Here is a 24,877-nt window from a genome sequence, read left to right on the forward strand (position 1 = left end):
GCGACGGCGTCGTCGCGACCGCGCAGCCGACGGTCGGCACCACTGGTCGTATTCGTCTGTTCGTCCGCTCGTCCGCTCGTCCGTTCGCCCGTTCGTTCACTCGTTCGCTCGTTCGCTCCGGATTCCCCCGGAGCGCTCCGGAGTGCTCTGTTTTATTCGTCGATGTGTGGTCGGAACCCAAGCGAATAATTCATACTGATTGGCGTCGGAGCACTGACATCAACAGCGGGACGGACCCGCCGACCCCTTTCCGTGAGTCCGAACACGCCAGCCGTCGACGAATCGGCGGCGACGACGACCGAGGAGAAGCTCGAACGGCTCCACGCCGCGACCCGCGACCTGATGCGTGCGTTCTCGCGCACCGAGGCCGCCGAAACCGCGGCGTCGGCGGCGACCCACATCCTCGGGTTCACGCTCAACACCGTCAGGCTGTACGACCCCGAGGCCGAACAGCTCGTCCCGGCCGCCGTCTCGCCCGCGGTCGAAGAGTTGGCCGGCGAGCGGTACCCGTACGACCGCGGCGAAACCGTGCAGTGGGACGCCTTCGACGGCGGCGAACTGCTCGTCTTCCCGGACATCACCGAGATAGACGACGACGTCCCGCGGTCGGGCGAAGGGAGCATGCTCGTCGCGCCGCTCGGCGAACACGGCGTGCTCACGCTCGGCTCGCAGACGACCGACGACATTGACGCCGCCGACGTCGAGTTGGCGCGGCTGCTCGCCGCGAACGTCGAAGCCGCGATGGACCGCGCCGAGCGCCGCCGGACGCTCCGGGAACGCACAGAGCGGCTGGAGCGGCAGAACGAGCGGCTCGACCGGTTCGCGTCCATCCTGAGCCACGACCTCCGGAACCCGCTGAACGTCGCCGCGGGCTACGTCGAACTCGCCGCGGAGACCGGGGAGACCGACCGGCTCCCCGAGGCGGCCGAGGCGCTCGACCGGATGGATTCGCTCATCGACTCGACGCTCGCGCTCGCCCGGCAGGGCGAGGCCGTGGAGTCGCCGGAGCCGACCGACGTCGGCCTCGTCGCACGGCAGGCGTGGGGGACCGTCGAGACCGCCGACGCGACGCTCGACGTCGACGCCCTCCCGACGGTGCCGGCCGACCCCGAGCGCCTCCGGACGCTGTTCGAGAACCTGTTCCGGAACAGCGTCGAGCACGCCGGCACCGACGTCGCCGTTCGCGTCGAACGCATCGACGGCGACGACAACGCCGACGGCAACTGCGACGGCGACGCCGACGGCAACCGCGACGGCGACCGCGACGGCGACGCGGCGGCCGACGCGGTGGGTTTTGCGGTGTCCGACGACGGCCCGGGGCTGCCGGCCGAGGACGCCGACCGGGTGCTCGACTGGGGGTACTCGACGGACGACGACGGCACCGGGTTCGGGCTGGCCGTCGTCGGCGACATCGCCGCGGCGCACGGCTGGACCGTCGACGTCGACGAGACGGCGGACGGCGGCGCCCGGTTCGCGTTCCGGTTCTGAGCCGACGGGGCGGCGGCGGTGACGGCGGCGGCGACGGTGACGTCGACGGAGTCCCGTTAGCCATAAGCGCGCGCCGCGAAACCGTCGGGTATGGAGTACTACGAGGCAGCGAACTTCCTCTTCGACCTCCGGCGCTTCCAGGTCAAGCCGGGCACCGACTCGGTGCGCGACCTGCTGGCGCACCTCGGTGACCCGCACGACGGCACCGACTTCGTCCAGGTCGCCGGGTCGAACGGGAAGGGGAGCGTCGCCCGGATGCTGGAGGCGACGCTCCGCGCGGACGGCCGCCGCGTCGGCCTGTACACGTCGCCGCACTTCGACGACCTCCGCGAGCGCGTCCGCGTCGACGGCCGGAAGGTGCCGGCGAGCGAAGTCGCGGCGTTCGTCGACGAGGTGAAGCCGTGGCTCGTCGACCGGGCCGCCGACGGCGAACCGCTGACGTTCTTCGAGGTCCTGACGGCGATGGCGCTGTGGCGGTTCGGCCGCGCCGACGTCGACGTCGCGGTGCTGGAAGTCGGGATGGGCGGCGAGTTCGACGCCACCAGCGTCGTCGACCCCGTCGCCGCCGCGGTCACGAACGTCTCGCTGGAGCACACGTCCGTCCTCGGCGACACCGTCGAGGAGATCGCGCGGACGAAAGCGAAGGTGGCGCCGGCGGACGCGCCGCTCGTCACGGCCACCGACGGCGTCGCGCTCGACACGGTCCGCGACGTCGCCGGCGACGTGGTCACGGTCGGCGACGGCGCTCCCGGAGGCGGCGCCGAGGCCGGCGACGGCGCCGCGCCCGACGTGACGGCCCGGTACGAGGGCCGCGTCAGCCACCAGGAGGCGGCGGTGTCGCTCGCCGGCGACGACTGGTCGGTCGACGCCAGGATTCCGCTGCTCGGCGCGTACCAGGCGACGAACGCCGGCGTCGCCGCGGCGCTCGCGCGCCAGCTCGGCGTCGACGACGCGGCCGTGCTGCGCCGCGGCCTCCGGAAAGCCCACTGGCCCGGCCGGTTCGAAGTGATGCGCACCGACCCGCTGGTCGTGCTGGACGGCGCGCACAACCCGGACGCCTGCGGGACGCTCGCGTCGACGCTCGCCGAGTTCGACCACGACGACCTCCACCTCGTCTTCGGCGCCATGCACGACAAGGACCACGACGAGATGGCGGCGGCGCTCCCCGACCCGGCGACGGTCCGGACCTGCGCGCCCCGAATCGACCGCGCGGAGGACCCGGAGGTGCTCGCCCGCGTCTTCGAGCGGGAGACCGGCGCCGACGTGACCGCCGCGGACGCCGTCGCGGACGCGGTCGCCGCCGCCCGCGACGCCGCCGAACCCGGCGACTGCGTGCTGCTCACCGGGTCGCTGTTCTGCGTCGCCGAGGCCCGCGCCGACTGGACCCGGAACGAACTCCCGAAGCGGGTGGAGTCGCGCGCCGACGCCGAGCGCGTGCTCGGCGGCACCGACGCGGCGCCCGACGCCGTCGAACGCCACGTCGACGACGCGGTCCACGAGACGGTGAAGACCCGCGTCTCCGCCCGGCAGGCCGAGACGCTCGAAACCGCGTTCGTCGCGGCCGGCGGCGACTGCGTCAGGAGCGGCGTCGACGGCGGCGGCGAACTCCACGACGTCGTCCTGCTCGGCACGCGCGCCGAGTTCCGCGAGGCGCTCGCCGCCGTCGAGGACCGCGGCGACGGCCTCGCAGGCGTCGCGGCCGACCTCCGCGGCCGAGTCGGCCTCGACGACGACTCGGACGCCGACACCGGCACGGCCGACGACGCGTATCCGTGGGAGGACGGGACCGCGGTGATGGGCGTGCTGAACGTGACGCCGGACTCGTTCCACGACGGCGGCGAACACTTCAGTTACGAGGACGCCGTCGCCGGCGCGGAGCGGCTCGTCGACGCTGGCGTCGACGTCATCGACGTCGGCGGCGAGTCCACCCGACCGGGCGCCGAGGCGGTCCCGGTCGACGAGGAGATTCAGCGCGTCACCCCCGTCATCGACGCCATCTCGGACGTGGACGCCCTGATTTCGGTGGACACGCGGCGCGCCGAGGTCGGGGAGGCGGCGCTGGACGCCGGCGCCGACATCCTCAACGACGTCACGGGGCTCGAAGACCCCGAGATGCGGTTTCTCGCCGCCGAGCGCGACGTCCCGGTTATCGTGATGCACAGCATCGACGCGCCCGTCGACCCGTCGACCGACGCGGAGTACGACGACGTCGTCGAGGACGTCGTCGACGAACTCACCGAGCGCGTGCTGCTCGCCGAGAAGGCCGGGATTCCGCGCGAGAACGTCATCGTCGACCCCGGCGTCGGCTTCGGGAAGTCGAAGCGCGAGAACTTCGACATCCTCGGCCGACTCGGCGAGTTCGCGGCGCTCGGCTGCCCGGTGCTGTTCGGGCACTCGCACAAGTCGATGTTCGAACTGGTCGGCGGCGAAACCGGGGACGCCGGCGCCGAAACCGTGGCGGGCACCGCGCTCGCCGCCGCCAACGGCGCCGACATCGTCCGTGTGCACGACGCCGCCGAGAACGTCCGCGCGGTCCGTATCGCCGCGGCCGCCGCGGACCCGTACGGCTTCGAGGTCGACGAACCGTGACCGACCGCGACGACGACGCGGCGGCCCCCTCGAACGGCGACGCCGAGGCCGGTCGTCCCGACGGCGCGCCCCGAGACCCTAACGCTGCCGGGCCGTACGAGGCCGTCTACGCCTACCCGGAAGGCGACGCCACCGCGTCGCGGTACGCGAAGACGGCCCGCGAGTACGGCTTCGACGGCGTCGTCGTCCGCAGCCGCGGAAGCGAGTTCGACGCGGCGGCGCTCCGCGGCCGCTACGACGTCGACGTCGTCCCGGCGGTCGAGGTCGACGCCGACGAACCGACGTCCGCCAGCGGCGCGGTCGGGAACTTCCGCCCGGAGTTCCCGGTGGTGCTGGTGCGCGGCGGCACGGACGCGCTGAACCGGTTCGCCGTTGAACAGGACCGCGTCGACGTGCTCGCCCGGCCGATGGACGGCGACGGCGACGTGAACCACGTGCTCGCGAACGCGGCGCGGGAGCACGGCACCCGCATCGAGTTCGACCTCGGGCCGGCGCTCCGGGCGACCGGCGGCGGCCGCGTGCAGGCGCTGAAGGGGCTGCGGAAGCTCCGCGAAATCGTGGCGGCCTGTGAGGCGCCGTACGTCGTGAGCGCCACGCCGCATTCGCACCTCCAGGTCCGGTCGCCGCGGGAACTGGTGGCCGTCGGCGAGCGACTCGGCTTCGACGCGGCGTGGCTCCGCGACGGCCTCGCCGAGTGGGGACGGGTCGCGGCGCGGAACCGCGACCGGATGTCCGAGGAGTTCATTTCCCCGGGGGTCCGACGTGGCAGGTATGAAGAAGACGGTTGAGGAGCACGCCGAACGGTTCTCCGAACTGGCCGCCGAGTACGACGACTCCCAGACCCCTGAGTACCGCGCCTGCGCCGACCTCGTCGTCGAGCGAGCGAACCCGGGGCCGGCCGACACGGTGTTGGACCTCGGCTGCGGAACCGGCGCCATCGCGCTGGCGCTCGCGGACGACGCGAACCGCGTCCTCGGCCGCGACATCGCCGACGGGATGCTGGAGCAGGCCCGCGCCAAAGCGGAGGAGCGCGGCCTGACGAACGTCTCGTTCGACTACGGCGAGTTCCGCGACCCGAACGTGGACGAGCCGGTGCACGTGGTCACGTCGAACTTCGCGCTCCACCACCTCAGCGACGACGAGAAGCGCGACGCGATCGAGACCGTCGCGGCGCTCGACGGCGACACGACGCCCTCACGGAACGACTCCGTCGGGCCGCGCCGCGTCGTCCTGGGCGACGTCATGTTCTTCGAGGAGCCTGACCCCGACGAGCCGTTCTACAGCCCGGAGGTCGACGACCCCGCGACCGTCGGGACGCTCGTCGAGCAGTTCACGGACGCCGGCTACGCCGTCACGAACGTCGACCGCGTCCACGACCAGGTCGGCGTCATCACGGCCGAGCGCGTCGTCGCCAGCGGCCGGGAGGAGTGACCGGGGTGACCGAGCCGTGAAACACCTCCCGAAGCACCTCCGGCCGCGGTGGCGGTATCTCGCCGTCGGCCTCGAAGCGGAGCCGGACGCCTCGATTTCGCGCGGCGCGATGCAGCGCGAAATCTGGTACGCCGCTCAGAACCTCCTCGGCGACCCGGGGAGCGCCGACGCGGACGCGACGCTCGTCCGCTTCCGGTTCGACGACGGCGCCGGCGAGTGCGTCGTCCGCGCCCGGCGCGGGGAGGTGGACGCCACCCGGGCCGCGCTGGCGTGCGTCTCCGCGGTCGGCGACGACGCGGTCGGCGTCCGGGTGCGCGGCGTCTCCGGCACGATTCGTGCGTGTGAAGAAAGGTATTTAGGACACGCGGGCGGAGTAACTGACGAGAGAACCGTCGTGTTCGCGGGCGACCGCCGAACCGGGTACGAGCGCCGGGCGGGCGCGGTCGACGTCGACACCCCGGCGGGGGTCGTGGGCGCGACGGACGCCGACATCTCCGAGTGATATCATGCAGGGTCAAGCCCAACAGCAGGCGTACGACCGCGGGATTACCATCTTCTCCCCGGACGGACGTCTCTACCAGGTCGAGTACGCCCGCGAAGCGGTGAAGCGCGGGACGGCGAGCATCGGTGTACGAACGGCTGACGGCGTCGTGCTGGCGGCGGACAAGCGCTCGCGGTCGTCGCTGATGGAGCCCGAAAGCATCGAGAAGCTCCACAAGGTCGACGACCACATCGGCATCGCCTCCGCCGGCCACGTCGCCGACGCCCGGCAGCTCATCGACTTCGCGCGCCGGCAGGCGCAGGTCAACCGGCTGCGCTACGGCGAGGCGATGGGCATCGAGACGCTGACGAAGACCGTCACCGACCACATCCAGCAGTACACGCAGGTCGGCGGCGCGCGCCCGTTCGGCGTCGCGCTCATCGTCGGCGGCGTCGAGAACGGCGAGCCGCGGCTGTTCGAGACGGACCCGTCCGGGACGCCCTACGAGTGGAAGGCGCTGTCCATCGGCGCCGACCGCACCGACGTCCGCGACCGGCTCGAAGCGGGGTACAGCGAGGACATGGGTCTCGAGGCCGGCATCGAACTGGCGCTCTCCGCGCTCGCCGAGACGAACGACGGGAGCTTCCAGCCCGACGGCGTCGGCCTCGCCACCATCGAGGCCGAGGCGCCGCAGTACGTCGCCCACGACGAGGCGAGCGTCGAGGGCTACCTCGACGAGTTCGACCTCCTCGCTGACGAGACCGAAGAGCAGGACGTCGCCGAGGACGGCGACGCGGACGACCAGTAACGACGCGGACCGGGCGTCGCTCCGACGCCGACCTTTTTGCGCGGCCGGCGCCCACGAGCGGGCATGTCGAGGTACGAACTCCGGGACGGCGCGCCGTCGGTCGACGACTTCCAGCGGCTCCGCGCCGCGGCCGACATGGCCGCTCGGCCCCGCGGCGGCGTCGAACGCGGCCTCCCGAACAGCCTGTACGCGGTCAGAGCCGTCGCCGTTCCGGACGTCGCCGACGCCGACGGGGAGGTCGTCGGGATGGCGCGCGTCGTCGGCGACGGCGGCAGCGTCTACCACGTCTGTGACACGGCGGTCCACCCGGACCACCAGCGCAGCGGACTCGGCACCCGGATGATGGAGGCCGTCGTCGACTGGCTCCGCGACGACGCCCCGGCCGGCGCGTACGTCAATCTCATGGCGGACGTCGACGGCTTCTACGAGCGGTTCGGTTTTCGGGAAACCCGGCCGGCGTCGAAAGGGATGTTTCTCCGGGAGGAGTGAGGGTCGGCGGACGCGTCGGGCCGCGGCGACACGGGTTCGGGGGCGGCCGTCCGCCGTCAGGTGATGGGAGTGGACGACTCGGCGCTGGACGGCCGACGCCCGCCGACGGCCTGTTCTTTACTCACGATAGAATAAACCTTTTGTCGAGGGGTCGGTTCGGTCCACGCATGCACGCAGTCGCTGTCCGGCGCGGCGAGACCGCGCCGACAGTCATCGAGAAGCCCGAGCCGGAGCCGGCGGACGGCGAGGCGCTCGTCCGGACGCTCCGCGTCGGCGTCGACGGCACCGACCACGAAGTGCTCTCCGGGGGCCACGGCGGCTTCCCGGAGGGCGAAGACCACCTGGTGCTCGGCCACGAGGCCGTCGGCGTCGTCGTCGACGCCAACGGCACCGACCTGGCTGAGGGGTCGCTGGTCGCGCCGACCGTCCGCCGCCGACCGAACGGCGAGAACGACTACTTCGCGCGCGGCGAACCCGACATGGCGCCGGAGGGCGACTACGTCGAACGCGGCATCGTCGGCGCGCACGGCTTCATGGCCGAATACTTCACCAGCCCCGCCGAGTACCTCGTCCCGGTTCCGGAGTCGCTCGCCGAGTACGGCTTCCTCGTCGAACCGGCCTCCATCACCGAGAAGGCCGTCGAACACGCCTACGCGAGCCGGAGCGCCTTCGACTGGGAGCCCTCGTCGGCGATGGTGCTCGGCAACGGCAGCCTCGGCCTTCTCACGCTCGAAATGCTCCGGGACGACTTCGACCGGCTGTACTGTCTCGGCCGCCGCGACCGCCCGGACCCGACCATCGACGTCATCGAGTCCGTCGGCGCGACGTACGTCGACTCCCGCGAGACCCCGGTCGGCGACGTCGCCGACGAGCACGAGGGGATGGACTTCGTCTACGAGGCGACCGGCTACGCGAAACACGCCTTCGAGACGGTCCACGCCCTCGCACCGAACGGCGTCGGCGCGCTGCTCGGCGTCCCGAGTTCGTGGGAGTTCGAGGTCGACGGCGGCGCCATCCACGAGGAACTGGTGTTGCACAACAAGGCGCTCGTCGGCTCCGTGAACTCCAACGTCGGCCACTTCGAGGCGGCCGCCGAAACGCTCGACGCCATGGACCGGTCGTTCCTCGACGACCTCGTCACCGGCGTCTACGGACTCGACGACGTCGACCGGGCGTTCCGGGACGACGACACCACTATCAAGACGGCCGTCGAACTCGGTACGCTATGAAGAACGTCGACGACCTCATCGACGACGCTGCGGAGTTGGCCGAACGCGGACTCTCGAAGGGCGAGATCGCGGACGAACTCAACGTCTCCCGGGAGACCGCGTCGTGGCTCGTCGAACGCTCCGGCGCCGACACCGCCGGCGCGGGCGAGTCCGCCGAACCGCCGCAGGCCGCCAACGGCCCGCAGGACATCCACGTCGACTGGTCCGCGGTCGGCCGGGACTCCACGCGGCTCACCCACGTCGGACGCGCGATGGCCGACCTGCTCGACAAGGAAGGCGAGTCGGTCGACCTCACGGTCGGCATCGAGAAAGCTGGGACGCCGCTGGCGACGACCATCGCTCGCGAACTAGACACGGACATGGCCGCGTACGCGCCCGCGAAACACCAGTGGGAGGAGGGCGACATCGACGAGCGCGGCGGCGGCTTCTCCCGGAACTTCGCGACCATCCGCGGCCGCGAGTGCTACGTCGTCGACGATACCGTCACCTCCGGGACGACGCTCACCGAGACCGTCGAAGCGGTCAAAGAGGAGGGCGGCAAACCGGTCGCCTGCGTCGTCATCGTCGACAAGCAGGGGCTCGACTCCGTGGCGGGCGTCCCGGTCTACTCGCTCATCAACGTCGTCGGCGTCGGCCGTGACTGACGACGGAGCACCGTCCGCAGTCACCTGGGAATTCGCAGCCGACGCCGACCCGGTCGTCCGAACGCTTCTCCTCGCCGGATTCGGCCTGCTCGCCGGGCCGGTCGTCGCCCTCCTCGCGGCGCTGACGTGGGCCGCGTTCACCGCCGCGCTCGGCGGTGATTTCACGCTCGTCGCCGCCGCCGCCGCGGTCGTCGCCGTCGGAATCGCTCTCAACCGCGCGCAGCTCGCAGCGCTCCGCGAGTCGGACGTGTCGCTCCCGGCCGTCGGTCGGTGGCGCGCCGCCGCCGCGCTGCTCGTCGGCGCCGGCGTCCACGCCGCCGCAGCCGCACTCGGCGTTCCGCCGCTCTGGCCGCTGCTCGGGCTCGGCGCAGCGCTCGCCGTCCTCGCGGGCCTCCTCGCCGGTGAGGGCTCCGTCGACCCGGCCGCCGGGACAGTCGAGTACGCGGGAGTCGAACTGCCGGTCGACTCGGTTCGGTCGCTGCGGTCGCTTCGCGTCGGCGACCGGGTGGCCGTGTTGCTGCGGTTCCGCCCGGGAGTCCCCGAATCCGCCCGGTACGCGACGTTCTCGGCGGCCGCGTTCGACGCGGCGGAGCCGCTGTTGCGCCCGACGGACCCGGACGACGAACCGGATTCGGACCCGGCCCGCCTTCCGCGACCGGTCCGGACCGTCGCAGCCCTGTTCGGCGTCGGCTGTCTCGGGGTCGGCGCTGCGGTGCTGCTCGTGGCTCCCCGGGCCGGAAACCCGGTGGCCGTCTACGCGGCGGCGTTCGCCGGGCTGTTCGGCGGCGTCTTCCTCTGGTACGCCACGACTGGGTGAGGCGGAACGGCGAGGGACGCGGCCGCAAGGTCAGCGTCGGGAACCGCGTCGTTCCGCACCGCGTCGCAACGTCTTTCAGGACGTGCGACCAACTTACGGGTATGACATTCCAGCCGGAGAGCGAACTGTCGGCGGACGAGGTCCGCGAAAACGTCGACGACGCCATCGCGAACAACGACGTCGTGCTGTTCATGAAGGGGAACCGGCTGATGCCGCAGTGCGGCTACTCCAAGCGCGCCGTCGAACTCATCAGCGGCCACGTCGACGAGTTCGAGACCATCGACGTGCTCCCGGCACTCGACGAGTACCGCGCGGCGCTGTCGGAACACAGCGACTGGGAGACCATTCCGCAGACGTTCGTCGACGGCGAGTTCGTCGGCGGCAGCGACATCCTGGCGGAGCTGGACGAGCGCGGCGAACTCGGCGAGACGCTGGCCGGCGACGCCTGACGCGGAGGGCAGACGATATAAGCCCACGGCGCGTACGTACAGCTGAACAGCTGTCCGACCCGGTCACGAACCCCCCACCGTTCCCACTCATCCACCCACAATGACAGGTCGCGTATTCCGACTACATTCGACGCTCGAACTGCCACTCGAAGACCTTCAGGACTACTTCGACGACGACCCGGAGCTTCCCGACGCCATCGACGCGGTCGACATCACCCGGCGAAACAACACGCTGATACTGAAAGCCGTCTCCGACGACGAGGAGATCAGCAAGTACACGCCCACCGCTCAGCTCAAAGCCAGCGTCTCCGAAACCCGGGTGTACGAGGAGGAGCCGCCGAAAACAGGCGGCGGCTGGATGCAGGAGGAAGAGGAGGAGATTCCGAGTGAACTCGTCGAGTTCGCCTGCTTCAAGGGCGACCGCGAGACCGTGCTCCAGAACACGGCGCTGCAGTACCCGATGTTCGAGGTGCTGCGGAACATCGCGCTGCTCTCGGAGAAGGGCACTCTCACGGCCATCACCGAGTACGACGACCAGCTGCACGCACACCGCATCGTCGAGGGCGAAGAGCGGCCCGCGAGCGTCGAAGTCGTCGAGAACCCGGCGCAGAACGAAGCCGGAAACGGCGGCGTGAACTGGCGCGACAACAAGTTCATCTCGGACTGACGGTACCTAACCGTTAGGTACCAGTCAGTTCCGTTGCCCGTTCAGTCGCTATATCCTCTTGAGTTTCGCTTAACTCTCCGTCCAGAATTGGTCGTAGAGACCTCGCTTCTTCTTGAATTCCAGTAGCCAATTCTTCAGCACCCTGTACATCATGCTCCTCCAGCACTTGCTCAATTCGCTCAATATCTGTATTTCCGATTTGAGTAATATCGCCCAGATTGCTTTGGATAGAAGGTTGATGTTGGATAATATCTCTCATTTGACTCTCAGAGGCATAGGGAATGGCGAGAAGAGCCACATTCTCCCGTAATTCATCTTCCATCGAAATACGGTCACTCCGTGCCAAGATATCGAGGAGGTCGTCTGTAGGGACAACAGGGTCCGTGTCGAAAAGTTCGTCTATAGTGTTCATCTCAAATTGCCCGCCGTCGTCTCCTGCCCTATCTTGTCCGAAAACTTGGCGCAGGTCTACGATAGACATGAGTTCCAATTTGTATGTCAGGTCATCACGTCCTCCAAGGACTTCATCATGAAACCAATCTTCTAATTCTTCCCGGGTTTCTATCTCTTGGTCAACACTCCTTGGAGGAATTACTCGGGTTGCTCCGTGCAGTACCTTGGCATCTAACTCCTCCAATCGATTTCTGATATACTGCTCTCCCTCCTCCGTATTCCAACCCTTATCTGAATTAAAATGGGTTAGTACCAAGAGTGGCGCTTTGAGCGGTTGACCATATTTTTCGATGAGATAGTCCGCATCAATTCCTTCTCGGTCTAAGACTTGCTTCAAATTACGGAGTCTTTGGCTTTTCAGCTGTTTCCTCTCCTCTGTGGCCTCCAGTTCTTCTTTTAGGCCTTTCTTCTCCTCGAGAAGGCTGTCCATTGCTGATTCGAGCGTCTTGACCTCCCTCTGTTTCCTCCATCCGAAGACTCCGCTCCCGACACTAAATAGGAATGATAGGAGAGTGATGGCCGCAGGGGCACCAGTGACATAGAGCACTCCTCCAGCGATTATTAGGATTGCTGACCCAGCGTAGGCCACTTTCTCCCGCTCTACAACCATATATCAATAGAGTTTGTTGTTTCTAATGTTATGAGCATTTGCCTTGGTTCACGAATTGGCGTCTGCTTCTTCAGCAGAGTTCCAGACTGGCGTAGACTGTGCCGTTTTCGGTGATGTAGAGCCCAAGCCCGGCTTGGTCCGCTGAAGCGACCAGCATGGCTTTCCTGTGTTCGGGGGAGTGCATCCACATCTGGAATATCGCCCTTGCCAAGTCCTGCTCGCCGTAAACCGAATACGTACCTCCGTCAGCCCACTCCGCCCTCACCTGTGTGTTGATGTGCGTCTTGGCGATGTTCTCTGCTCCGGCGTAGTAGCGGTCCGTGCCTGAAATCGGCAATCTACATTTCGGTAGTAATCCTCGCTGGTTGTATCGGTCCTTAATCGTGTCTCCATCTGGCTCTTTGTGGGCGAAATACCCTTTCTCGGCCATATCCCGACTATGGGCTCGCCCCATCTCTGTCAGGACTGACCACTTCGAGACGTTTTGGAGTCCTCTACTACTCCGTTCCCGGTTCAGATACTGGATGAACAGGGTTTCTGTACGGTTGAGATTGTATCCCTCTTGGACAATCGCGTCCTCTGGGGGCCCATTCGAACCTCCGCTTGAAGCGGAATCGACCCCACTCAATACATCACTGGTAGGTATGGCTCCAGTAATTAGGAGACCGCCGATGAGCAAGATAGTGCCTATCTTTGCCAGTGACCACAGGGACGAAACTGGATACTTGCGAAGACGGTGCAGATAGTATAGAATCCACGTTGGATGGAGTACCCACCGAAGAACCGGATACCCTACCGTCCAGCCACAACGATGGCACTTCAGAAACTTATCGCCTGATAGTCGCCAGACTCGACCCCCACAACTCGGGCAGTGCTGGCCCTTCTCTTGGTTCCCCATGGATAACTCTGGTTTCCCATTATCTAACCGACATTCGACTTTAACCTTGGCCCGGAGACCGTACCAGACCACGACCCAGCACTTCTGGACGGCTTCGCTCCGACCAATCACCTTCTAAACAGCCGCCAAAGGACAGCGATAGCCATCAACAGGGAGACCGTCCACAGACCGTTTCCAGACCAATTCTCCCGCGATAAACATTCGCTAAACAACCAGCCGCACGGCTCGCAACCGGAACGGCAGTCCGACGACAGGCAGAGGATGCATAGTAGACCTATCAGACCGTGTAGGGACCATACGTCAGCATTATCCACGATTACTGCGGCCGGAAGCAACATACCGGATTCTGTCCTCGATAGCCTGCAGGTAGAAACTATCTACGTGCGGAACACGGTTACGCGGGTAGACAGAAGCGTTTTCCCACCACAATACCCGGAATTCTAGTATGTATGTATGCGGTCCTTAGTGCTAACTAACTATACGCGCCTTTAGGGTTTGCGAGGGCAGTGTGGTGCATATTTTACTCCATGTCTTTGAAGCTGACCCTGGACCACGCCTTTAGGAACGTAGTACCGAGTGCGAACCGTTCAGGGAAGTCGGCGTCGAGGTCAGACTCCGTTTAAGATTACCCTCCGTCACGGAGAGGTCCAATATGCTGCGGGTCAACTCCCCGTAATCTATTGTTTTGCCCCGTGCTGAGTATCTTCCTCCGTGACATCTCCTTCGTCAACGAGTTTGTAAGAATACAATCCTAAGGCGGATGGTTTCTATGCAGTCCATATTTTCTCCCCCTATTCATTCAGTAGGGGACTGACAAATGACATTTATATGTCGATACCTCCTATTCTAATCCATGGGGATATTTGAACTAATCAGCCAGTATAGGCCTCGATTGCCAAGACTACGCTCAAAGACGAAACCAGTCATCTGGGCAATTGACGAAAACCCCGGAGAAGTCGAATCCTCTCATTGCGAGCTTCAGATTCTAGTTGACTCCAAAGAGACTGTTGAGCCTGTTCTTCTCCGGAATGACCGGGAGAGGAGAATTGACGAAGGAGTAGTTTTAGAGCGAGTTAGTGTAGATAGCTTCATGAAGGTCGGTGGCCGCGTCGTTGATATTGAGAAGTACCGGCTACTAACTGGGGATAAAGCGGCCGGTCGGAACCATGGTAACTCTTGCATCGAGAGATTCCCGGAGAAATTCTCTGGTAAAACCATTCCGAGACATCAGCGTGGGGCTGAAGAACTTGATAAAATAATCCAAAGGTTGTATGGAGAATAGTCATATATTTCTACACATGGATTTGACCGACTGCGGTCAATAACTATTTTGTTTCTTGCTATTCCCTCGACTGAGTCTCGAAGTGAGCAGCCGGGTAATACAGACTGCCGACCTCCTGCTCTAGGGAGGTCCTGAGGTTGTCACGACGTCGCACAACACTGATACGAAGGATACCGGCCCGCACCCGTCGCGATACGCGAGGTCAGCAGGTGGACTGTTTGTGTGCGGCCCGCTTCCTCGTGGTCTGATATACTGACTCGTGCTGACAAGCAGTCTCCCTGCGTCGTTTGTCCCAAGTGACGGCGGTGGCCTACTGGCCTACCCGGCCCCGTGTACGCATGGGAAACGTGACGGCAGCTGCCGTCAGCCGCCGTCTAAGGCTTTCCTCGCTTCCTCTCGCTTCTTCCTCTCAGCCTCGAAGTATGCAGCCTGGTCTGGTTCCTGTTGACTCTGCTCCGTATCCTTCGGCTTCGACGGCACCGAACCCTGCTGTCTCGAAAGCGTTACTTCTGGCGTACTAATAGTCTTAGTACGGGTGAAGTAACGCTTTCTCCGCCCCATCTCCAGACTGTTGAGGTCCACTTCTCCATAGGTCTGAAGGCTTCCCGACCATTTCCAACGGTCAGGATTTGGCCCGCGCCCCTTCTCCCTCTCAACGAGACCGCGGTCCACCATCTGACCAAGTGATTCAGTGATGTGCTTTCTGGTGCAGCCCACTTCGTCTGTGAGTTCACGAGTGCTAACCCAGTCACCCTGTGATTTCAGGACTTCCAGCATCTCCACCTGCTCCTCACCGAAGGTCGTCTCCACGCCTTCCGCTCGCACGTCCACGAGCTTGTCCGGGATTACGCTGGTCCACGCATAGACTGTGGCGCCTCCATTGTCCTCGCCGGCGTTCCGTGCGAAACGGCCGATGGATTGGGCGACGTGGCGCTCCGTAACGCCTTTCAGAATCTCCTCAGCAGCATCCGCGTCCGCCCCGTCGAAACCTCGGCCTCTGGCCCTGACCTTACCATCATCGTTACAGTGGATGCAGGTGCTCGACGGGACGCTATTGTCTCCGCACTTGTCACACGTCTTCATCTCCGGCTTCGCGTCGAGGCGGTGGTAGGCCACGTAGTCCATCACGTCCTCATCGCCGGGGTCGATATGGCCGAACACCGCGCCCCAGTCCTCGTTGCCGAAGTCGTCGCGGCCCATCTCCTCCCCGTAGTGCATCGACTTAGCATCTCTCGGAGTCATTTGGTCGAGCCATCCGCTGATTTCGTCCTCAACGGACTGTGGCGCGACCACGGAGCAGAAGTCGCCTTCCGACTCCTCCACGATTTCTGCGAGCAGCGCCTTGGCCTTCGTTTCGCTAAGGTTGTCGCCGTTTGTCAGCGGCCGTCTGGCATCCCCAACCTGCACCACGGTTAGGCCACGTTCCTGGTGACGCCACCGCGACTCTTCCTGCTCGTCCAAGACACTCAGGAACGGAACGTCCATACCGATATTCGCGGCCCACCGCTGCTCGTACGGATGCGCGTCTAAGCAGACCAGTGACCGGACTTCCTCGAACAACGGGACCTGCCAGATACGCTGGAGTGTGTAATCCTCGTCCAGCACCACAGTCACGACCTCGCGGGCCGTCCCTGCTTCGGGAGTCTGTGGGTAGGTGGTTGACCCGGAGTACATCGTTCCGCACGCAGTGGCCTCGCCGTTGAGTATGGCGAGCAGCATCCCCTCGTCCAGCCGGTGACTGTTTGCTTGTTGGAAGTACCAGTCCGTCTTGGGCTGGGGGCTTGAGAGTATGGCGTCTCTGGTTTCTTCGAGGAGCTGGCTGTCCGGATTGTGGCGTAGCTTATCGCGGAGTTCGGTCCACGACTCAAGCGGTGCATCCGCTTTCTGGAGCCGGAGAGTTAGGGCCTCGCGGATGTGCTGCCGACTCGGGCCGCTCCCGGACAGCCCCATCGTGTAGTGAGGCATCTCGTCGATAACGAGATTCGTGGAGTCGCGGAGCATCTTTGCGTGGAGCATTTCGTGAGTGCAAAGAGCCACGTCAAACTCCTCCTGGTGGAACTCACCCCACTGCTTCAGTGCCGGACACTCGCCGTCTTGACGGCAGGGTGGTTCCCGGCCCAGCTTCTCCTTCAGCCGAGTGTGTATCTCACGGATGGTCAAGCCCTTCTCTGCCTGCTCCGCTATCCAGTCGCTGACTGGCAGGCTCTTCATGTTCGGTAGCTCCTCGTCGTGAAGACCGTCGGAGGCCGCGCAGGCGTCGTGGCGGCCTTCCAGTACGAGCGTGTCAATACCGAACTGCTCCGCGAACGCGGTCTTTCCGTCGCGGGCGTCAGTAGTCGGGAGTGCGACGACCACTGGCTCGCAGCCGGTCACGTCCTCTCCCGCATTCGCCAGCGTCCTGATGGCCGTCCCGGTTTTACCTAGGCCGGTCGGAGCCTGTGCGCCGATGATGCTGGCGTCTTCAACCGCCGTTTGGTACAGACCGCTCAAGATGCGCCGGCCTTTTTCGGTAAGGTCGTCGGCTGACTCTGTGCTTCTACTTGAAACTGCGTTAGGACTATTGTGCGTGAACGTGTCGTATCGCATAGGTTCGGACCTCCGTAGCTGCCAGATAGCTTACCAGTCCTGGCACGGCGGGTTCCACCTCGCGGCCGTGTGGCAGCACGGCCCGTGCGGTTCCTTTCGAGGTCATCTTGGTGAGCTGTGGCTTTGTTCCTGAGTCATCCAGATTTCCGAGATACGGAGCTTCTCGTCCGTCGAGCAGTCGCACATTTGGTACTGCTCTCTGCATTTGGGACAAGCCTCCTCGGGACAACCGGGATGATGGTAACGACCCGGCATGACACCACAGGCCTCGCACGGCTTGACAGGCTGTACCTCGAACGGCTGATACTCCTCTTCCTCGCCGTAGGCCACCGGCTCGCGTACCTCCCCACACGCGAACTTAATGGAGCGGTCGTCTCGGCAACCGTACGACTGCTCAAGCGTTCGCAAGCAGATTTGGCACTCCGGCGGCGCTCGGAATGGTTCCGCTTCAAACAACTCTACTCACCTTTTCTTGCCGGTCGGGCGACCACCAAGCTTGGAACCGGGATGGTTGCCACTCTGGGTATCTCTCGACTTTGACGTACAACTCTACGTCCTCGTCCAACAGCTCCTCCACTCTGGGGATGAGGTGGACTTCGTATACCTCGCCGTTGGAGTTCTCAACCACGAGGCCTCCCGTTTCTCGGTTAACTCCGACGACTTCCTGCCATGGCATCTTTATTCACCACCGTCAGAATCGTCGATGATGACCACTTTCGCCCGCTTTCCTCTGTGCTTCTTCTTGAGGGTGACGTGGGCAGAGCCGCCGATAGGTTTGATTTCACCTTCGACCACTTCGTCACCGTGAATCTCGAACTGGTCTTTTGTCCCAGTATTAGTTTCTGATTTTGGCACATCGAATTATTAAACTCTATGTAATTATACCTCATGCGGGCGAAAGGAGCAGAGCGGACGAGCGGCCCTAAGGCGCTACCAGCAGGACTCGCGGGCGAAAACCAGCAGAGCCAGTTACGCCTCTTGACACCGTCGTAAGTGTACCTCATACTCCTCTTCTGCCTTTTCTTTCCTACAGAAGGGGCAGACTTTGACCCTCTCGCCTCCTTCCTCGCCATTGTCCGGCTCTTGCTGTACCTCTGTCTCTGACGTAGCCTCCTGTGGCGGCTGAGTCTGGTCGGGATTGTCGGACTGGCCGGACCCGTGTTTGAACGGCGTCGGCCACGGGTTGTCCAGATTTCGCCACAACTCAGATACCGTCACCTTGCCGATTCCCCTGATTGCCAGCAGGTCTTGAGGATTTGCTCGCCGTAGGTCTTCCTCTGTTTCGTAGCCAGCTTCCGCAAGAATCTGCGTAGTAGTGGACTGAGTACCGAGCCCTTCCAGAGCCTCGTACACCTCTGGATATTCAGTCCCCTCCGCTCTGGGTCGAGCGGTGTCGAGATAGCACTGTTTAGAGCAGTAGGTCCGGTCCTGGTACCGGGGATGAGTAAACTCTTCACCGCATCTCTTGCAGATACTGGTGGCTTCGCTTGACGTGCCGCTCTTATTTGATTCTGCCAGACACTCCATCGAGCAGTAGGTTCGCTCCTTTTGCTCGTGTTCAAACTCTGTCCCGCACTGTTCGCATACCGAAGTCCGTTGCACTGCTTTTACCGCTGCCACGAAGCATTCTCTGGAGCAGTACGACCTCTCATCAAGGCCGTATTCATGCTCGAACTCCTTGCCGCACTCCTGACACACTGATACTCGCTTTTCTGAATCCTGCGAGGTGGCCCGCGACATATACGGCAGATAACACTCACCCAGCAAAGCCCTCACGCGGCGAATTGTGGCGATGTCGCAGTCCTGCTCAACCACGGCCATAGGCACGGCCACAACCCAAGACTGCGTGACGATTACTACGCTCGCGGCTATCACGGTCTAATGGGCCGCAACGGCCCGACGTACTCTGCCAAACGGTTGGCGTACCATCCACGAGGGCTTGGCTTCGCCCCTCCGCCTCCCGTTCCGTCCGGTCAGCAAATCCCCCTGCTCTCGCTGGCCTTTCACCGAGTTTGTGACTGTCACTGTTTTGAATAAATAGTGAAGTGGCTATTCACCACTCAGTGGCGTCTGATTCGGGCGATTCAGGAGGATTCTCGGCTAACACTGCTACTTCTCGGACTTCGTGGAAATATCCCTGCATCTCGGCACCGTGATAGTTCTCCCAGAGAGCAGGGCCCTCAAGTCCAGTCCTCGCTCCGAGGAGCTTTCCGAGTTCAGTAGCTGGGGCGACACGCTCATCAGGTAGCTCCCTCAGGAGACGCTCGTTTGAGGTACTTTCTGACAGCTCCGTAGTGCTGAATTCGGCATCACTCGGTGTCCCAGCGAGACGGAACAAGAACTTCCATGGTATCTCCTGGGGGAAGCTCTCAGTACCGTGTGTTGGCGGCGCGTTTGGCGTCAACTGCTGGCTCGTTTCTTCCTCACATTCCTCGAACAGTTCGATGAGTTCGTTGGCTTCGCTCACGGTCTTGATTCCTGCTGCTGGTTGGCTCACCCGCAGAAACTATGGCCATAGAGAGCCGTAGGAGCTACTGCGGGGCGTGATGCTCCGTAAACAGTGAACGGTCGCCCGGTGACCCGTCCAAAGCTCATCCGGGCGAACTGTTTCCTCTCGTGTTCGTCACCTCCTTGAGCAACGATTTCGAGGCCGTTGTGAAAAGCTTTGGGCACCTCAGAGGCGACTAGACGGCGTATTAGCCCCAGAAAAGTTGTGGTTCACACGAATGATGAGATATAGGGCGATAGTCACTCATACCGACTCGTACGACAGCCGCCGAGTCAGCGGAGGCAGGGATGGCCCGTCCGCAACTACTAACCAACGTACTCAACTGGCGATACACTCCCATGTCGTGGACAAATTGTAAGATACTGGACTGACGGTAACCAGATAGAGTATGAAAGCGATACTCCAGGGCGAGTTCCACATATCCAGTTCGGATAAAGAATCTCTGCTCGACCATATAGACGAAGACGTGGACGCCCTGTTCGTTGAACAGCGGGAGGATAGCGTTAGCCCTAACGAGTGGAGCTTTGGGTACTTGTCGTTCCTTGTCAGCACTCTAATCTTCTATTGGTTTCAGGCGTTTTTCGACAACGGTAGTCGAATCGAGGATGAAGTGGATGTTCCGGTATTCGATGAAATAGATACTCCCCTTCCCGAACTCTATTCTCGATTCCCGTTATCCTGGATTGTGGCAGCTGGGCTGTTCACAGCCGGGTTCTTCCTGTATGGAATCTTCATCCCGAAAATGGCCATTCCCTTTCTCTCCGCACCATCTACTGGCGACTTCATTTACACAGTGGTCATGAAGCTGGTTATGGTAGTGGGTGCGCCAGTCTTGTTCTCTGGAATACTGATTTACTTTGAGGAACAGAATATGGGCAGTCGAGACGAGGACATGGCAAATTCAATCATAGATATTTCTGAGAAGAAGGGATTTGACACGGTCATCGTTTCCTGCGGTAATATGCACCTTCGTCGTTTACCTGGACTTCTGGAGGACGCCGGTTGGGATGTTGAAATTCATGAATCCAACCACAGCAGGGCGTCGAGACTATGGCGTTAAGTGTACCAATCGCAGTCCCCGTACGACTCATCATGTGCGGGAAAGACTCAAAAGACACTGCACCTTACGTATCGCTAAAATGACAGGTGCTCGTGGACAGGCTGACCCTGTGGGCGCGGTCGTTGGTGCCATCATCGTGGCGATAATCGCCCTGCTCGGCATCTATCTGTTCTCCGAATTAAATCAGACCATCACGATAAATGGGTCACTCGCCGAGACCGGGGAAGAGCTGCTGATTGATGGTGCTGACGCGCTTGTGTTAGCAGTCGGTGGAACCGGCATCGCCGTCACTGCCATTTTGATTCTTCAGGGGGCCGGACGTTGAATTCCATAGATATTGGGAAATCAGTGCTATTCGCGCTCACTGTAGCGGTCGTTCTATCCTTCTTGTGGCCATATCTTCCGAGGTCTGGGGCGTTTTCGGGACTTACCGCCTCACTATCGGCAACCGCTAAATTCCTGATTCCAGTCCTCGTGATTGGTGTTCCTGCTGTCGCGTACCATCTTCTGAGCGAGTGGTGAGCTGGGTGGTCGCTATCCAGCTATCCCCTACGCTGCTCGTAGAGTTCATTCATATCCAACTCCTCATCCATCGCTTTATGGAAATCTTCCCAGTGCCGAGCCTGCTGCCGTATGGCAATTTTGATGGCTCTCCTCGCATCATCCTCACCAATGCGGTTCGGATTAAACTCTCCTAGGTCCATCTCCTGCATCTGCTCCATCGTTGGTGAATCCCCTGTCCTCCCATCTCGAAAGTGAACGTAGCCGTTTCTGGTATTGTTGAGCCAATAGAGGTCTGAGGTGTCTTCTGTAACGATACCTGCGTCTTCCGCGTCTCCGATAGCGCGACCTAACGTAGGCTCTTTTTCTGGGTACGAGAAGTCGGTGAATCCCAGTTCTAGGACCAGTAGATGTTCAATGATTGAAGCACTGAGGATTACGCAGGCGACAAACTGGCCGTTGATGAAGCAGCCCATCAGGTCTTCGTAGAGGTGTTGTGTCTCGTTCCCACCATCAGGCAGTAGAACTCTGTCGCCGTGTTCATCTTCGACTTGCTCAAAGAACCATTCCTTTCGATTCTGCTTCTTTTCCGGCGTGTAGGGATTGTCAATCCCGGACTCGTCCTCTGTCATATTACTTATTCACCCAATGAAGGGAAGGGTTCGTTACACGATGTAACGAGGCCGCCCTATTTATTAGTAGGTCGTCGTGTAACCAAGCCGCTTGATGTCAGCAGAATTAGAAGAACTAGCGGCATACATTCGCCGCTCGACCGAGGAGCAAGAGGAACAGCACCAACGACAGGCCATCAAGGACTGGTTGGACTATCAGGGCGTCGAGCTTGGCGAGGTCGCCATCTACGCGGAGCAGGCCAGCGGAGCCGACCCAAACCGTAGCAAATTCCAAGAACTCCTTGACGCCGTGCAGAATGGCGAGGTCTCCGACGTAGTGGTCTGGGAGATTTCGCGGATAGCACGGAAAGGCAAGCTCGCACAGGAGTTCTTCGACGCCTGCGAAGACAACGGCGTGACCATCCACGTCACTGATGGCGCTGTTCGCAGAGTCGAGCCGGATGGGACTGGCCGAATGGTCGCCGGCATCATCGCCGAGGTCATGGCTGAGGAGCGCCGCCAACTCATCCGACGGACCAAGGCCGGGATGAAGCGGGCACGAGAGGAAGGGAAATGGGTTGGCAACGTCCCTGCGGGCTTCATCCGCACCGACGATGGCTATCTGAAGCCCAACCTTGACCCGGACTACGACGACGAGGAGACTGGCTTTTTCGACATCGCGGAGGCGCTGGAGCAGATAGATAACGGGAAGTCGTACAATCAGGCGGCGAAGGATACGCCGAACATCACGCGCCAAGCCCTCGCCAATATCGACCAAGACGAGGAGCGGAGAGCGTGGTATCTCGACGGAGAAGCGGACGACGACCGCGTATCTGCCGCGCTGGAGGTGGTCGAGGATGGATAAGCAGAAACCCGTCAAGCCCGATTACGACGAACTCACTGACGTGACTCAGGAGTGTGCAGAAAGACTCAGAGAGGACAGCAGTCCTGAGTCTAAAGAACTGGTCGAAAACCAACTCCTTGCCCTCCTCAGGGCGAGGAAGCGAAAGCGGACTGGGCCACCCGCTAATGGACCGAGTGCTGTGAAAGTAGCCTTCCTCGCCACGGCGGTCGTGGCGTTCATCGCCGGGGGAATCGCGGCCTTGGTGGTGGTGTGACCATGCTGAATCAGAAACCCGTCAAGCCCGGCGGCGAGTGGATGAGAGAAGTGGACAAAATCGGACCAGAAGGCGACCCAGTGGTGTTTATCCAAGGTTTCGCCGTCATCCTCGACGGCTGTCACGCGACCACTGGCGACGTGGTACATTTCGAGGTCCAGCGGGTCACGGACAACTACGCCATCGCAGAGGAGGTATGACGGAGGAGCTGCCCGTCGCTGCCGGTGACGTGGTGATGGTATCGCTGGATGAGGCGGCCTACGCGGGCCTCACCGCGGGGAGCGTAGCCGAGCCGGGAGTGGACGCGAGTATCGTGGTCGTCGTGCCGGACGTGCCACCGCGCGGCTCTACGCAGGTCGTGATAACCGGCATCCGCTACGGTCTCGACGCTCCGCTGATGGATGCGTTCGGCCACGGCCTGCCTCACGGCCTTCCTGCTTGAGACAAGCCATCTTCCGGCGGTTTCTAATTATTTCGTTATAAGAAGCCGGGTTGGACTGTGGAGGGGCTAACGGTTGCATGGTCCAATATCCAATCCCCACGGATTGATTTCATCAGGAAGCAGGAGAGGCATTCAGACCACGAAATTCCGTCAAAGTACGAACGGCCGTTCTCTGTGTATAGACGGACTGGTAGAAAGTTCGACTCTGGCAAATCCAGACCGCGCCGTGCGTCACTCCAGATAACTCAGGACTGCTTTGCTTGTTCTTCTTGATTTGCTTGGTGGGCAGCGGCCATCCCTGAAGCTAACATCTGCACTAACTCTGATTTCTTACCTTCACGAGGCGGGATAATCCGCTTTTGCATCGGCTCCGGTATACTAAAGAAGTCCTCCTCACCCGTGAAGTCCGCTATATCGGGGTCAACCAACAGACCGCGGGTGACGTAGATAGTCGTCTCCTGCCACGGTACTGCTACCATCTCATCATAAGCAAGAACCTGCGTTCCATCAGGAATTGGCAGTTCGCGCCCGCAATGGAGCACGATTGGGTCTTCTACAGCCTCGTCTACCATGAAAATCAGTTCGTATTCTCCGAGAGGCTTATTCGACGGCCACGGGTCTACGAACCAAGCAGTCACTTCATCACTGAGGTCGTCGGGACCGTACATTTCCCGGTCGTCCTCAGATTCCTGTCCACTGTTTTCTCCGCCGGTCAGCTTGTCCATCAGCCCCATATGCGTAACTGTTTGGGCGATTACAATATCCTTTGTGCGGCTTCCTACTTTCAGCCGTGTGCTGAAGGCGCTTTGGCGAGCCGCTTCCCTACGACCAGTCCTTGACAGAAGCAGACGTCTGCGGGCTGTCTCCGTTCCAGCCGAACCCGTCCTATGCCATGGGCGATAGAAAGGAAGGCGAGCAGTATCCTGTGTCTCCGTGACGTTTGTTCCTACAGATGTTCCTGTGCTTTGTCGCGGGCCTCGCTTAGGGCGTCTTTCGCCCGGTCGAATGCTTCGTCCCACTCACTCGTATTCCCGATGTAAGTCTGAGCGTTATTCAGGGACTGACACGCTTGGGAAGCCTCTCTCAGAGCAGTTACCACGTCCTCGTCGATATCAATTCCAGCAGAATCCCCGGCGTGACGGCTCAACTGGGATGATGCAGACTTCATCTCCATACGGGTCTCATCATAATTTGGATGAGAAGTATTCTCAAAGCCCCGTAGTGCCTGAAGGCCATGTTCGCAAATAGAAACAGCATCTGCATACCAGTCCTCGTGTTCTGACTGCTCATCGAGGCTGCCCTTTCTCCGGTGCCATAGCTCATTGACCAGGAGACCTCCCAATATCGTAGTTCCCAGACCTACCGCAGTTTCAAGTGGTGTAACCATCTTCAGAGTGGATATTAGAAGTCGTTTAGAGTACCCTCTAAGTCATCAAATGCTGACTCCAAGTCGTCCATTCCCTCTACTGGCATATTGACCTCGTTGCGAGTGTTACACTCGCGGCAAATGGCCGTTCCCTGAAAATGGCCGTCATCGGTTACATAGAGATTCACATCGAAGCTCTCGGAAGAGCAGTCCTCTGCCTGGCATTCGAATTCACCCTCCGAGATAGCTTGTTCGGCTTCCTCCCTCATTTCCTCGAGTATGTCTTCCGAATCGAACATACTCCCTTATTACTGCATCCTGAAGAAAAGGATGTCCCTTGGTTGTCAGT

The 24,877-nt window shown here is 62.1% G+C and carries 30 protein-coding genes; 19 read left to right on the top strand and 11 right to left on the bottom strand.

All coding sequences use genetic code 11. The features are described 5' to 3' along the window. Positions 1-252: 252 nt before the first annotated feature. From ACQUST_RS11205 to ACQUST_RS11260, 12 genes are all read left to right on the top strand, one after another. Positions 253-1,488: a sensor histidine kinase gene (locus ACQUST_RS11205; RefSeq protein ID WP_435128312.1), complete on the top strand. Its 1,236-nt coding sequence runs from the start codon at positions 253-255 to the stop codon at positions 1,486-1,488. Between the two features lie 90 nt (positions 1,489-1,578). Next, entirely contained in the window at positions 1,579-4,077 is a 2,499-nt protein-coding gene (gene folP / locus ACQUST_RS11210) for a dihydropteroate synthase (RefSeq protein ID WP_435128315.1), read from the top strand. Next, the gene (locus ACQUST_RS11215) at positions 4,074-4,865 is read left to right on the top strand and encodes an RNase P subunit p30 family protein (protein ID WP_435128318.1); all 792 of its coding nucleotides are present in this window, start codon (positions 4,074-4,076) and stop codon (positions 4,863-4,865) included. The genes folP and ACQUST_RS11215 overlap by 4 nt, the downstream gene beginning before the upstream one ends. After that, a complete protein-coding gene (locus tag ACQUST_RS11220; RefSeq protein ID WP_435128320.1) occupies positions 4,849-5,508 on the top strand; it encodes a class I SAM-dependent methyltransferase in 660 nt (219 codons plus the stop codon). Before ACQUST_RS11215 ends, ACQUST_RS11220 begins: the two co-directional genes overlap by 17 nt. A 16-nt stretch (positions 5,509-5,524) precedes the next feature. Continuing rightward, entirely contained in the window at positions 5,525-6,010 is a 486-nt protein-coding gene (locus ACQUST_RS11225) for an Rpp14/Pop5 family protein (RefSeq protein WP_435128323.1), read from the top strand. A gap of 4 nt (positions 6,011-6,014) precedes the next feature. Then, the gene (psmA, locus tag ACQUST_RS11230; protein WP_435128326.1) at positions 6,015-6,797 is read left to right on the top strand and encodes an archaeal proteasome endopeptidase complex subunit alpha; all 783 of its coding nucleotides are present in this window, start codon (positions 6,015-6,017) and stop codon (positions 6,795-6,797) included. A 63-nt stretch (positions 6,798-6,860) separates the two neighbouring features. Next, positions 6,861-7,286 (top strand): GNAT family N-acetyltransferase, encoded by a 426-nt coding sequence (locus tag ACQUST_RS11235; protein ID WP_435128329.1) that lies wholly within the window; start codon positions 6,861-6,863, stop codon positions 7,284-7,286. 167 nt (positions 7,287-7,453) lie between these two features. Then, complete coding sequence (locus ACQUST_RS11240; protein WP_435128332.1) at positions 7,454-8,515, top strand: glucose 1-dehydrogenase; 1,062 nt, start codon at positions 7,454-7,456, stop codon at positions 8,513-8,515. Continuing rightward, positions 8,512-9,159 (top strand): transcriptional regulator GfcR, encoded by a 648-nt coding sequence (gfcR, locus tag ACQUST_RS11245; RefSeq protein WP_435128334.1) that lies wholly within the window; start codon positions 8,512-8,514, stop codon positions 9,157-9,159. The genes ACQUST_RS11240 and gfcR overlap by 4 nt, the downstream gene beginning before the upstream one ends. Then, entirely contained in the window at positions 9,152-9,976 is an 825-nt protein-coding gene (locus ACQUST_RS11250; RefSeq protein WP_435128337.1) for a hypothetical protein, read from the top strand. Before gfcR ends, ACQUST_RS11250 begins: the two co-directional genes overlap by 8 nt. A 101-nt stretch (positions 9,977-10,077) precedes the next feature. After that, positions 10,078-10,425 carry a glutaredoxin family protein gene (locus tag ACQUST_RS11255; RefSeq protein WP_435128339.1) on the top strand — a complete coding sequence of 116 codons (348 nt, stop codon included), beginning with the start codon at positions 10,078-10,080 and terminating at the stop codon, positions 10,423-10,425. 100 nt (positions 10,426-10,525) lie between these two features. Continuing rightward, positions 10,526-11,092 carry a DUF7110 family protein gene (locus ACQUST_RS11260; RefSeq protein ID WP_435128341.1) on the top strand — a complete coding sequence of 189 codons (567 nt, stop codon included), beginning with the start codon at positions 10,526-10,528 and terminating at the stop codon, positions 11,090-11,092. Between the two features lie 13 nt (positions 11,093-11,105). Here ACQUST_RS11260 and ACQUST_RS11265 read toward each other — a convergent pair whose 3' ends face one another. Further along, entirely contained in the window at positions 11,106-12,155 is a 1,050-nt protein-coding gene (locus ACQUST_RS11265; RefSeq protein WP_435128344.1) for a hypothetical protein, read from the bottom strand. Positions 12,156-12,225: 70 nt separating this feature from the next. After that, positions 12,226-13,053, bottom strand: coding sequence for a CAP domain-containing protein (locus tag ACQUST_RS11270; protein ID WP_435128347.1), 828 nt, complete (start codon positions 13,051-13,053; stop codon positions 12,226-12,228). An 853-nt stretch (positions 13,054-13,906) separates the two neighbouring features. On the opposite strand from ACQUST_RS11270, the gene ACQUST_RS11275 reads away from it, so the two are divergent. Next, positions 13,907-14,335, top strand: coding sequence for a hypothetical protein (locus ACQUST_RS11275; protein ID WP_435128350.1), 429 nt, complete (start codon positions 13,907-13,909; stop codon positions 14,333-14,335). Positions 14,336-14,698: 363 nt separating this feature from the next. Here the strand turns inward: ACQUST_RS11275 and ACQUST_RS11280 are convergent, their stop codons facing one another. The 5 genes from ACQUST_RS11280 to ACQUST_RS11300 form a co-directional block, all read right to left on the bottom strand. Next, positions 14,699-16,921: a hypothetical protein gene (locus ACQUST_RS11280; protein ID WP_435128353.1), complete on the bottom strand. Its 2,223-nt coding sequence runs from the start codon at positions 16,919-16,921 to the stop codon at positions 14,699-14,701. Positions 16,922-17,369: 448 nt separating this feature from the next. Then, positions 17,370-17,597 carry a hypothetical protein gene (locus ACQUST_RS11285; protein ID WP_435128356.1) on the bottom strand — a complete coding sequence of 76 codons (228 nt, stop codon included), beginning with the start codon at positions 17,595-17,597 and terminating at the stop codon, positions 17,370-17,372. Positions 17,598-17,599: 2 nt separating this feature from the next. Further along, a complete protein-coding gene (locus ACQUST_RS11290) occupies positions 17,600-17,776 on the bottom strand; it encodes a DUF2080 family transposase-associated protein (RefSeq protein WP_435128359.1) in 177 nt (58 codons plus the stop codon). A gap of 114 nt (positions 17,777-17,890) precedes the next feature. Then, positions 17,891-18,736: a helix-hairpin-helix domain-containing protein gene (locus ACQUST_RS11295; protein ID WP_435128361.1), complete on the bottom strand. Its 846-nt coding sequence runs from the start codon at positions 18,734-18,736 to the stop codon at positions 17,891-17,893. A gap of 238 nt (positions 18,737-18,974) precedes the next feature. Next, positions 18,975-19,388 carry a hypothetical protein gene (locus ACQUST_RS11300; protein ID WP_435128363.1) on the bottom strand — a complete coding sequence of 138 codons (414 nt, stop codon included), beginning with the start codon at positions 19,386-19,388 and terminating at the stop codon, positions 18,975-18,977. 430 nt (positions 19,389-19,818) lie between these two features. Here ACQUST_RS11300 and ACQUST_RS11305 point away from each other — a divergent pair, with 430 nt between their 5' ends. Next, positions 19,819-20,490 (top strand): hypothetical protein, encoded by a 672-nt coding sequence (locus ACQUST_RS11305; protein ID WP_435128366.1) that lies wholly within the window; start codon positions 19,819-19,821, stop codon positions 20,488-20,490. Between the two features lie 79 nt (positions 20,491-20,569). Further along, on the top strand, positions 20,570-20,815 hold the full coding sequence (locus ACQUST_RS11310) for a hypothetical protein (protein ID WP_435128369.1): 246 nt from the start codon (positions 20,570-20,572) through the stop codon (positions 20,813-20,815). 217 nt (positions 20,816-21,032) lie between these two features. On the opposite strand, the gene ACQUST_RS11315 is transcribed toward ACQUST_RS11310, so the two are convergent. Next, entirely contained in the window at positions 21,033-21,623 is a 591-nt protein-coding gene (locus ACQUST_RS11315; protein ID WP_435128372.1) for a hypothetical protein, read from the bottom strand. A 94-nt stretch (positions 21,624-21,717) separates the two neighbouring features. Between ACQUST_RS11315 and ACQUST_RS11320 the strand changes: the two genes are divergently transcribed. From ACQUST_RS11320 to ACQUST_RS11335, 4 genes are read left to right on the top strand one after another with little or no spacing between them, the layout of a single operon-like run. Further along, positions 21,718-22,467: a recombinase family protein gene (locus tag ACQUST_RS11320; RefSeq protein WP_435128375.1), complete on the top strand. Its 750-nt coding sequence runs from the start codon at positions 21,718-21,720 to the stop codon at positions 22,465-22,467. Then, positions 22,460-22,720: a hypothetical protein gene (locus ACQUST_RS11325; RefSeq protein ID WP_435128378.1), complete on the top strand. Its 261-nt coding sequence runs from the start codon at positions 22,460-22,462 to the stop codon at positions 22,718-22,720. Before ACQUST_RS11320 ends, ACQUST_RS11325 begins: the two co-directional genes overlap by 8 nt. Continuing rightward, positions 22,717-22,920 carry a hypothetical protein gene (locus ACQUST_RS11330; protein WP_435128381.1) on the top strand — a complete coding sequence of 68 codons (204 nt, stop codon included), beginning with the start codon at positions 22,717-22,719 and terminating at the stop codon, positions 22,918-22,920. The genes ACQUST_RS11325 and ACQUST_RS11330 overlap by 4 nt, the downstream gene beginning before the upstream one ends. Further along, entirely contained in the window at positions 22,917-23,162 is a 246-nt protein-coding gene (locus ACQUST_RS11335; protein WP_435128384.1) for a hypothetical protein, read from the top strand. Before ACQUST_RS11330 ends, ACQUST_RS11335 begins: the two co-directional genes overlap by 4 nt. A 245-nt stretch (positions 23,163-23,407) precedes the next feature. Here the strand turns inward: ACQUST_RS11335 and ACQUST_RS11340 are convergent, their stop codons facing one another. The 3 genes from ACQUST_RS11340 to ACQUST_RS11350 all read right to left on the bottom strand — a co-directional run bounded on the left by ACQUST_RS11340 (position 23,408) and on the right by ACQUST_RS11350 (position 24,827). Further along, positions 23,408-23,896 carry a hypothetical protein gene (locus ACQUST_RS11340; RefSeq protein WP_435128386.1) on the bottom strand — a complete coding sequence of 163 codons (489 nt, stop codon included), beginning with the start codon at positions 23,894-23,896 and terminating at the stop codon, positions 23,408-23,410. Positions 23,897-24,108: 212 nt separating this feature from the next. Further along, entirely contained in the window at positions 24,109-24,549 is a 441-nt protein-coding gene (locus ACQUST_RS11345) for a hypothetical protein (RefSeq protein WP_435128389.1), read from the bottom strand. Positions 24,550-24,563: 14 nt separating this feature from the next. Next, complete coding sequence (locus ACQUST_RS11350) at positions 24,564-24,827, bottom strand: hypothetical protein (protein ID WP_435128392.1); 264 nt, start codon at positions 24,825-24,827, stop codon at positions 24,564-24,566. Positions 24,828-24,877 lie beyond the last annotated feature (50 nt).

Source organism: Halobaculum sp. D14 (assembly GCF_051195135.1).
Classification (GTDB): domain Archaea; phylum Halobacteriota; class Halobacteria; order Halobacteriales; family Haloferacaceae; genus JBNTKA01.